Origin of the sequence: Rhodovulum sp. (genome assembly GCF_011048875.1) — a bacterium.
Lineage (GTDB): Bacteria > Pseudomonadota > Alphaproteobacteria > Rhodobacterales > Rhodobacteraceae > Rhodovulum > Rhodovulum tesquicola.
The window spans coordinates 1-9,053 of record NZ_DSDD01000110.1; the positions used below are offsets into that span (position 1 = coordinate 1).

Here is a 9,053-nt window from a genome sequence, read left to right on the forward strand (position 1 = left end):
CCGCGGCCGCGGCCCGCCTGTCGCCCAGTCCAGCAACTCGACCGTATGGACCACCGGAACCCCGGTGCCCGAGCCGATCTGCATCATGCAGCCGATATTGCCCGTGGCGATCACCTGCGGATCCCGCGCCTCCAGCGTCCGGACCTTACGCGCTTTCAACTCGGCCGAGATCGCGGGCTGCAACAGGTTGTAGGTGCCCGCCGAGCCACAGCACAGATGCGCCTCCGCCGGCTCCACCACCTCGAACCCCGCGCGCAGCAACAGCGCCTTGGGTGCGGCCTTCACCTGCTGGCCATGTTGCAACGAACAGGCCGCGTGATAGGCCACCCGCATCCCGCCGCGCCCCTCGGGCAGGCCCAGCCGCTCGACCAGTTCGGAAATGTCCAGCGCGCGCGCCGCCACGGCCCGCGCCTCGGCCTCCAGCGGATCGCCCGCGAACATGTGGCCGTAATCCTTGATCGTCGTCCCGCAACCGCTGGTATTGACCACGATCGCATCCAGCCCCTCGCCCGCGATCTCGGCGCTCCAGGCCCGGATCGCGCGCGCCGCCATCGCGTGGCTGTCCTCGACCCGCCCCATGTGATGGGTCAGCGCCCCGCAACAGCCCATGCCGCGGGCGATCACCACCTCGCAGCCCAGCCGCCTCAGCAGCCGGATCGTGGCATCATTGATATCGGTATCCAGCACCCGCTGCGCGCAGCCCGTCAACAGCGCCACCCGCATCCGCCGCGCCCCGATTGCGGCAAAGACCTGCGGCCGGTCATTCGGGCTGCGCTTCGGCAGGCGCGCGGGCACCATCGCCATCATGGCCTTGATCCGCGCATCGGGCAGCAAGGCCGCCACCGGCCGCCCCAGCTTCGCCAGCCGCATCGCGATCCGGAACCGCGCCGGGTAGGGCAGCACATGCGCCAGCACCCAGCGCAGCGCGCGGTCGGTGAAGGGCCGCCGGTAGGTCCGCTCGATATGCGCGCGGGCGTGATCGACCAGATGCATGTAATGCACGCCCGAGGGGCAGGTCGTCATGCAGGCCAGGCAGGACAGGCAGCGGTCGATATGCCTGACCGTCTTCTCGTCCGCCGGCCGGTCATTCTCCAGCATGTCCTTGATGAGGTAAATCCGCCCCCGCGGGCTGTCCAGCTCGTCCCCCAGAACCTGGTAGGTCGGACAGGTCGCGGTGCAAAACCCGCAATGGACACAGGCGCGCAGGATCTCGTTCGCCCGCGCGATGCCGGGATCGCGCAACTGCGCTTCGGTAAAGGTCGTCTGCATCGCGCTATCCCATCAGCCCGGGGTTCAGAATACCGCGCGGATCGAACTGCGCCCTCAGCCCCCGCGCGAGCGCCGCCAGCGGCGCGGGCTCGGGCTGGAACACCGGCACGGCAGCGCGCAACGCCTCCGGCCCCTTGACCAGCGTCGCATGGCCGCCGCCCAGTTCCGGATCGGCCATTTCCGCCTGCAGGTCGCGATGAAACCGGATCGCCCCCGCAACCGCATCCGCCGCCCCGAAGCGCGGCACATAATCCGCCGCCTGCGCCTCGGTCATCCCGATCCAGCACAGGCCCCCGGCCCAGTCCACCACCCGGTCGAACCGCGCCGTCCGGTCCAGATCGGCCCGCAGCCCCGCCCGCATCGCACCGGGCGCCATCGACACCCGCCAGACAAAGGCGTGCCCGGCGAGCGCCTCGACATCCCGGATCGCCCGCCACAGCCGCGCATTCGCCTCGGCTCCGGTCTCGACCGTCACCTCGCCCGGACCGGCCAGCAGCGCCCGCAACCGCCCCGCGCGATAGGCCACCGACCCCGCGAAGCCCTCCAGCCGCAGATGCACCTCACCGGTCCCCGGCAGCCACGCCGCGCCCGACACCCCGAAGGGGCTCTTCATCGCCCGCGTCATCGCCTCGAAGGCCCGCGCGCCCTCCGCCCCGTGCAGCGTGACGGTCGCCACGCTCTCGGGCACCGGCAACAGCTTGAAGGCCACCTCGCTCAACACCCCCAGCGTGCCCCGGCTGCCCGCCATCAGCTTGACCAGGTCATAGCCCGTGACATTCTTCATCACGCGGCCCCCGTTGCGGATCACCGCGCCCCGTCCGTCGACGAAGCGCACCCCGATCAGACTGTCGCGACAGGCCCCCGCCTGCACCCGCCGCGGCCCCGAGACATTGCTCGCCACCACACCCCCGATGGTCGGCACGCCCGAATCGCCCAGGAGCACCCGGTGATCCATCGGCTCGAAGGCCAGCCGCTGCCCCTCACCGGCCAGCACCCGCTCGACCTCTTCCAGCGGCGTGCCCGCGCGCACCACCAGCGTCAGCGCGCCCGGCTCGTAAAGCACCACCCCCGACAGCCGCGCCACCGACAGCGCCTCGCCCTCGACCGGGCGACCCACCGGCCGCGTGCCCCCGCCCAGAATGCGCAACGGCCCCGCCGCAGCCGCCACCGCCTCGGCCAGCTCGGTCTCCGTCCCCGGTCTCATCATGCTTCTTCTGGCTCCAAATATCCTCGGGGGTGAATTGCCCGCAGGGCAAGAGGGGGCGGAAAGCCACCTGACCGGCCCGCCGCCCCGCGCTCGCCTCCAGCGGGAAGACCTTGGCCGGGTTCAGCAGCCAGCCGGGATCGAACACGTCCTTCACCCGCATCTGGGCTTCCAGGTCCACGGGGTCGAACTGCACCCCCATCAGGTCGCGCTTCTCGATGCCCACCCCATGCTCGCCGGTCAGGCAGCCGCCCACCTCGACGCAGAGCTTCAGGATCGCCGCCCCGAACGCCTCGCAACGCTCCAGATCGCCGGGCGTGTTGGCGTCGAACAGGATCAGCGGGTGCATGTTGCCGTCCCCCGCATGGAACACGTTGGCCACGCCCAGCCCGAACTCGGCCGACATCTCGCCGATCCGGCGCAGCACATGGGGCAGGGCCGAGACCGGGATCGTCCCGTCAAGGCACATGTAGTCGCCCAGTTGCCCCATCGCGCCAAAGGCCGATTTCCGCCCCTTCCAGATCGCGGCACTTTCCGCCTCGGACCCGCTTTCGCGCAGTTCGACCGGATCATGCCTGCGGGCGATCTGCTTGATCAGGCCCAGCTGCTCGTCGATCTCGGCCGGGCTGCCCTCGACCTCGACGATCAGCAGCGCCTCGCAATCGGGATAGCCCGCGCCGGCAAAGGCCTCGGTCGCGCGGATGCAGGGGCGGTCCATGAACTCGATCGCCACGGGCAGCACGCCCGCCTTGATGATATCCGCGACACAGGCCCCCGCCACCTCGGAACTGTCGAACCCCATCAGCACGGGCCGCGCCCCCTCGGGCCTGGGCAGGATGCGCAGCGTCGCCTCGGTCACCACGCCCAGTTGCCCCTCGGATCCGCAGATCACCCCCAGCCAGTCATAGCCGCCGGCATCCATATAGGCCCCGCCGATCTCGACCACGGTGCCGTCCATCGCCACCAGCGTCACGCCCAGCAGGTTGTTGGTGGTCACCCCGTATTTCAGGCAATGCGCGCCCCCCGAATTCATCGCGATATTGCCCGCGATGGCGCAGGCCAGCTGCGACGAGGGATCGGGCGCGTAGAAGAAGCCTTCCGCCTCGACCGCGCCGGTCACGCTCAGATTGGTGCGCCCGGCCTCGACCCGGATGATGCGGTTGTCGTAATCGACCTCCAGCACCCTGTTCAGCCGCGCCACGCCCAGGATCACGGAATCCGCCGTCGGCATCGCGCCGCCTGCCAGCGACGTGCCCGACCCGCGCGGGACCACCGGCACGCCCTCCTCGTGGCAGATGCGCAGCACGGCCGCGACCTCCGCGGTCGAGCCGGGCAGGACCGCCGCCATCGGCGGGCAGCGATAGGCGGCCAGCGCGTCGCATTCATAGGCGCGCGTTTCGGCCGGATCCTGGATCACCGCGCTCTCGGGCAGCACCTCGGCCAGACGGGCCACCACATGCTCCTTCTTCGCGATGACCGCGGCATTCGGCACGGGCATGTCCATCGGCGCTCCTCCCTTATTGGTAAGAAATTATAACCAATATTCCGCACTGACAAGCGCTTTCCCCTGCGTCTAGGCTCGCGCCCATGGAACTGCTCGACCGGATCGCAATGTTCACGGCGCTGGATGCCGCGGCCCTCGGCCTGTGGATCGCGGCCTGGCTCTGGATCGGCTGGCGAATCGAGCATTCCTCGGCGGCCCGCCCCTCGGTCTCGGTGCTGATGTCGGGCTACCGGCGGGAATGGATGCGCCAGCTCGTGACCCGCCAGCCGCGCATCTTCGACGCCACCGTCCTGTCCACCCTGCGCCAGGGCACCACCTTCTTCGCCTCGGCCGCGATGATCATCATCGGCGCGGGGCTCGCGCTGATCGGCAATACCGAGCGGCTGCTGGGTCTGGCCGAGGATCTGACGCTGGACGCCGCCCCCGCAATCGTGTGGGAGCTCAAGATCCTCGCGATCCTGCTGTTCGTGGCCAATGCCTTCCTCAAATTCGTCTGGTCGCACCGGCTGTTCGGCTATTGCGCGGTCATCATGGCCGCCGTCCCGAACGAGCCGGAGCACCCCGCCGCCCTGCCCCGCGCAGCCCAGGCCGCCGAGATCAACATCACCGCCGCGCGCAGCTTCAACCGGGGCATGCGCTCGCTCTATTTCGCGCTTTGCGGGCTGGCCTGGCTGCTGGGGCCGCTGCCGCTGATCGGCGCGACGGTGCTGACCGGCTGGGTGCTCTGGCGCCGGGAATTCGCCTCGAACTCACGCCGGGCGCTGCTCGGCGAGGGCGCGCCATGAGGACCGCTCGACAGACCGGCAGAGCCGGGCTAGCCAGTGACCAACGCCATCGACCCGACGGAGCGCCCGTGACCAGAACCCGTCCCCCCCTCGCCGCGCCGATGCTGGTGGCCGCCCTCGCGCTGGCCGGCTGCGCCGCCGCCCCCCCGGGCCAGGACGGCCTGCCCCCGCCCGACCCCGCCGAGGTCATGGCGCTGGCGCGCACGATCCAGGATCTGGGCCCCGGCATCGACCCCGCCGAGGCCGGCCGCGCCGCCGAGATCGCGCATGCCCATGCCCGCCAGCTGGCGCGCGACTACCGCGTGACCGACCCGCCGCTGGTGCATAACACCAAGGTCAATATGGGCCTGCGCGACCGGGGCCTGTGCTATCACTGGGCCGAGGACATGGAGGCCCGCCTGGCCCAGGAAGGGTTCCGCACGCTGCAATTGCACCGCGCCATCTCGCCCGGCGAGCGGCTGTTCCGGATCGACCATTCCGCAGTGATCCTCAGCCGAAAGGGCGATCCGATGCAGGCGGGCGTGGTGCTCGACCCGTGGCGGACGGGGGGCGAGCTGTTCTGGGCACGCACGGCCGAGGACCCCAGATACGCCTGGCGCCCGCGTGCCGAGGTGCTGGCCGAAAAGGCCGCCGCCGCGGGCCTGCGCGAGTCCGCCTCGACCGGCAACCGGCAATAGCGCGGCACGGGCCGGTCGTCAGGCCGCGCGCCACGCCCCGCTTTCCAGCCCCGCCAGTGTCCAGTCGCCGACCTGCCAGCGGATCAGCCGCAGCGTGGGGTGGCCCACCGCCGCAGTCATCCGGCGCACCTGCCGGTTGCGGCCCTCTTTTATCGTCACCTCGATCCAGCAATCGGGCACCGACTTGCGAAACCGCACCGGCGGCGTCCGCGGCCACAGCCCGGGCGGGTCGCCCTCGATCCGGCGCACGCGGGCGGGCCGGGTCGGGCCGTCCTTCAGCGTCACGCCCCGGGCCAGCGCATCAAGGGCGACCTCGGACGGAATCCCCTCGACCTGCACCAGATAGGTCTTGGCCATCTTGTGGCGCGGATCGGCGATGCGGGCCTGCAACCGCCCGTCATCGGTCAGCACCAGCAATCCCTCGCTGTCGCGGTCCAGCCGCCCGGCGGGATAGATGCCTGGAATGTCGATGAACTCGGCCAGTGTCCGGTGCCCGCCGCCCGCGTCGGTGAATTGCGACAGCACCCCCCAGGGCTTGTTGAACAGGATCACCCGGCTCACGCCGCGCCCTTGGCCGAGGTCAGTTCCACGAAGACGTCCTCGAGGTTGGGTTCCTCGGTCGCGATGTCGCGGGTCGTGATGCCCGCATCGCGCACCGCCTCTATCACGGCCCCGGTGGGGATCTCGCGGCGGCGATAGGTGAAGCACAGCGCGCCGTCGCGGCGCAGGCTGGCTTCGACGCCGGGCGGCATCGCGGGGGGCGCGCTCACCGGCGCTTCGGGGTGGATCACCAGCGTCTTGGCATCCATCCGCCCGATCAGCGCCGCGGTGGAATCCCGCGCGATCACCTCGCCATGGTTGATGATCGCGATCTCCGCGCACATCTGCTCGGCCTCTTCCAGGTAATGCGTGGTCAGGATGATCGTTGTGCCCTGTTCCTCGTTCAACCGGCGGATATTGGTCCACAGCATCTGGCGCAGCTCGATATCGACGCCCGCGGTCGGCTCGTCCAGCACCAGAACCTGCGGACGATGCACCAGCGCCTTGCCCAGCAGCAGACGCCGCCGCATCCCGCCCGACAGGTTGCGGGCATAGGCATCGGCCTTGTCCTCCAGCCCGATGGCCTTGAGGATGCGGTCGGTGATGCGCTGCGATTTCGGCACGCCATACAGCCCCGCCTGCATTTCCAGCACGGCGCGGGGGGTAAAGAACGGGTCGATGTTCAGTTCCTGCGGCATGACGCCGATGGCCGCGCGCGACTGGCGCGGGTTCACGTCCTGATCGAACCCCCAGATCCGCACCTTTCCGCCGGTCTTCAACACCAGACCGGCCAGGATGTTGATCAGCGTGGACTTGCCCGCGCCGTTCGGCCCCAGCAACCCGAAGATCGAGCCAGCCGGGATCGCCAGATCCACCCCCTTCAGCGCCGGTTTCGGGGGCTGGCCGCCGCTGGCGGCATAGGTCTTGGTCAGCCCTTCGATCTCGATCGCGTTTTCGCCCATCTGCGCGCCTCTGCCGCTTGCCCGTGCCCCGGTCCTCGCTATCATGTCCCCCGAGTTAACGCGACCCCGTCGCCCCGGCAACGAGCGGAGCCAGAGATGACCACACATGCCACCCGCGACCCGCGCGCGATCGACGCCCCCGAGACCGAGATCGTCAGCCAGTGGCGCGTGGCCTGCGATGGCAGCGGCCCCGCGCTGGGCCATCCCCGCGTCTGGCTGGTGATCCCGCACGAGACCGGCTTTGTCGATTGCGGCTATTGCGACAAGCGGTTCGTTCACGAGAGCTTTGCCGACAGCCTGGGATGAGCGCGCCTGACACACGCGGGCGGCTGCGGCGTAACCTGTTGTGGCTGGGCGGCATCGCGCTGGCCTATGGGGCCATCGCCTCGGGGCCGGGACTGTGGCGGCGGGCCTTTCCGCCCGGTTTCGAATTCGCGCCGGTTGCGGGCCTGCCGGGCTTCCGGCGGCTTGACACGGGCGCGGTTTCGGCCGGTTCGCCGATCCTGATCGGGCTGGGGGACGCCCCGCCCCGCACGGCGCCCGAGACGCTGCGCGACGGGATTTGCGAGCATCTGTTCGGGGGCGCGGTCGGCACGGGTGCCGTGCCGGTGGCCTATTTCACCGATGTCCGCTGCACCTGGTGCCGGGTGATGACCCCCTTGTTGCGGGAACGCGCCGGCGGTGCTGCGCCGTCGATCCGGCTCGCATGGCACGAATTGCCCTTGCTGGGCGAGGCGTCGGTCATGGCCGCGCGCGCGGTGCTGGCCGCGGCGGAACAGGGCGCGGGGCCTGCGCTTCACGCGCGGATCTCGGGCGGTCGCATCTTGCCCACGCCCGAGGCGCTGGCGCGGCTGGCCGATGCGCTGGGGCTCGATGGCGCGCGGCTGCGGGCCGACATGGACGCGCCCGGGATCGACCGGCAACTGGCGGCCAGCCGGGGCCTTGCGGAGCTGTTCGGCTTTTTCGGCACGCCCGCGCTGGTGGTGGGCCGCACCGCCGTTCTGGGCCGGATCGAGGCCGCCGATCTGGACCGCCTGATCGCGCTGGAGGCCGCCGGGGCCGCGACCGCCCCCTGCGCCTGAAGGCTGGCGAAGCGCGCGCTGTCATGGCAAGACCGGAGCGCACCGCCAAGGGGGACACGGACATGGGCACGACATTCGGCAAGGGCTGCCATCTGCACCTGATCGACGGATCGGCCTTCATCTTCCGCGCCTTCCACGCGCTGCCGCCCCTGACGCGGAAATCCGACGGGCTGCCGATCGGCGCGGTCTCGGGCTTCTGCAACATGATCCACAAATACGTCCAGGAGAATGCAGGCCCCGATGCGCCGACCCATGTCGCCGTGGTCTTCGACAAGGGCAGCCACACCTTCCGCAACGACCTTTACGACGCCTACAAGGCCAACCGGGACGAGATGCCCGCCGATCTGCGCCCGCAGATCCCGCTGACCCGCGAGGCGACGCGCGCCTTCAACATCGCCTGCCTCGAACAGGAGGGGTTCGAGGCCGACGACATCATCGCCACCCTGACCCGTAGGGCGGTCGAGGCCGGGGGGCGGGTGACGATCATCAGTTCCGACAAGGACCTGATGCAGCTTGTCGGCAATGGCGTGGAGATGCTGGACGCGATGAAGGGCAAGCGCATCGGCGTCGAGGAGGTCGAGGAGAAATTCGGCGTTGGCCCTGATCGTGTCGTGGACGTGCAGGCACTGGCGGGCGATTCGGTCGACAACATCCCCGGCGCGCCCGGCATCGGGATCAAGACCGCCGCGCTTCTGATCCGGGAATATGGCGATCTGGAAACGCTGCTGGACAGCGCGGACCAGATCCCCCAGCCCAAGCGCCGCCAGACGCTGATCGAGCATCGCGCGCAGATCGAACTGTCGAAACGGCTGGTGACGCTGGACGCCGAGACGCCGCTGGATGTCACGCTCGACGATCTGGAGGTGCGCGCGCCCGATCCCGCCACCCTGATGGACTTCCTCACGCGGATGGAGTTCCGCACGCTGACCCGGCGCATCGCCGACGCGCTGGGGATGGAACCGCCCGCCGCCGCCGAACCCGCCCCGGCCGCGGATGCCGCGGCCCCCGCGCGGCTGCCCTTCACGCCCGA

The 9,053-nt window shown here is 70.3% G+C and carries 9 protein-coding genes and 1 pseudogene; 5 read left to right on the forward strand and 5 right to left on the reverse strand.

Annotation, left to right across the window (positions count from 1 at the left end; all coding sequences use genetic code 11):
• From glcF to ENN83_RS03765, 3 genes and pseudogenes are all read right to left on the reverse strand, one after another.
• The coding region (gene glcF / locus ENN83_RS03755; RefSeq protein ID WP_287184252.1) for a glycolate oxidase subunit GlcF at positions 1 to 1,269 on the reverse strand (1,269 nt) is incomplete at its 3' end.
• Between the two features lie 4 nt (positions 1,270 to 1,273).
• Positions 1,274 to 2,473, reverse strand: coding sequence for an FAD-binding protein (locus ENN83_RS03760; protein WP_287184254.1), 1,200 nt, complete (start codon positions 2,471 to 2,473; stop codon positions 1,274 to 1,276).
• Positions 2,474 to 2,546: 73 nt separating this feature from the next.
• A pseudogene (locus ENN83_RS03765) lies at positions 2,547 to 3,977 on the reverse strand (FAD-linked oxidase C-terminal domain-containing protein); the annotation flags it as partial.
• A gap of 83 nt (positions 3,978 to 4,060) precedes the next feature.
• Between ENN83_RS03765 and ENN83_RS03770 the strand changes: the two are divergent.
• Both ENN83_RS03770 and ENN83_RS03775 read left to right on the forward strand, forming a co-directional pair.
• A complete protein-coding gene (locus ENN83_RS03770; protein WP_287184256.1) occupies positions 4,061 to 4,762 on the forward strand; it encodes a DUF599 domain-containing protein in 702 nt (233 codons plus the stop codon).
• Positions 4,763 to 4,830: 68 nt separating this feature from the next.
• Complete coding sequence (locus ENN83_RS03775; RefSeq protein WP_287184258.1) at positions 4,831 to 5,439, forward strand: hypothetical protein; 609 nt, start codon at positions 4,831 to 4,833, stop codon at positions 5,437 to 5,439.
• Positions 5,440 to 5,457: 18 nt separating this feature from the next.
• On the opposite strand, the gene ENN83_RS03780 is transcribed toward ENN83_RS03775, so the two are convergent.
• A complete protein-coding gene (locus ENN83_RS03780) occupies positions 5,458 to 6,000 on the reverse strand; it encodes an rRNA large subunit pseudouridine synthase E (protein WP_287184260.1) in 543 nt (180 codons plus the stop codon).
• A complete protein-coding gene (locus tag ENN83_RS03785) occupies positions 5,997 to 6,941 on the reverse strand; it encodes an ABC transporter ATP-binding protein (RefSeq protein WP_287184262.1) in 945 nt (314 codons plus the stop codon). Before ENN83_RS03785 ends, ENN83_RS03780 begins: the two co-directional genes overlap by 4 nt.
• A gap of 96 nt (positions 6,942 to 7,037) precedes the next feature.
• Between ENN83_RS03785 and ENN83_RS03790 the strand changes: the two genes are divergently transcribed.
• The 3 genes from ENN83_RS03790 to ENN83_RS03800 all read left to right on the forward strand — a co-directional run.
• Positions 7,038 to 7,247 carry a zinc-finger domain-containing protein gene (locus tag ENN83_RS03790; RefSeq protein ID WP_287184263.1) on the forward strand — a complete coding sequence of 70 codons (210 nt, stop codon included), beginning with the start codon at positions 7,038 to 7,040 and terminating at the stop codon, positions 7,245 to 7,247.
• Positions 7,244 to 8,023, forward strand: a complete 780-nt coding sequence (locus ENN83_RS03795) for a DsbA family protein (protein WP_287184265.1) — start codon at positions 7,244 to 7,246, stop codon at positions 8,021 to 8,023. The genes ENN83_RS03790 and ENN83_RS03795 overlap by 4 nt, the downstream gene beginning before the upstream one ends.
• A gap of 62 nt (positions 8,024 to 8,085) precedes the next feature.
• Positions 8,086 to 9,053, forward strand: a 968-nt coding sequence (locus ENN83_RS03800) for a 5'-3' exonuclease (protein ID WP_287184267.1), incomplete at its 3' end; no start/stop codon positions are given.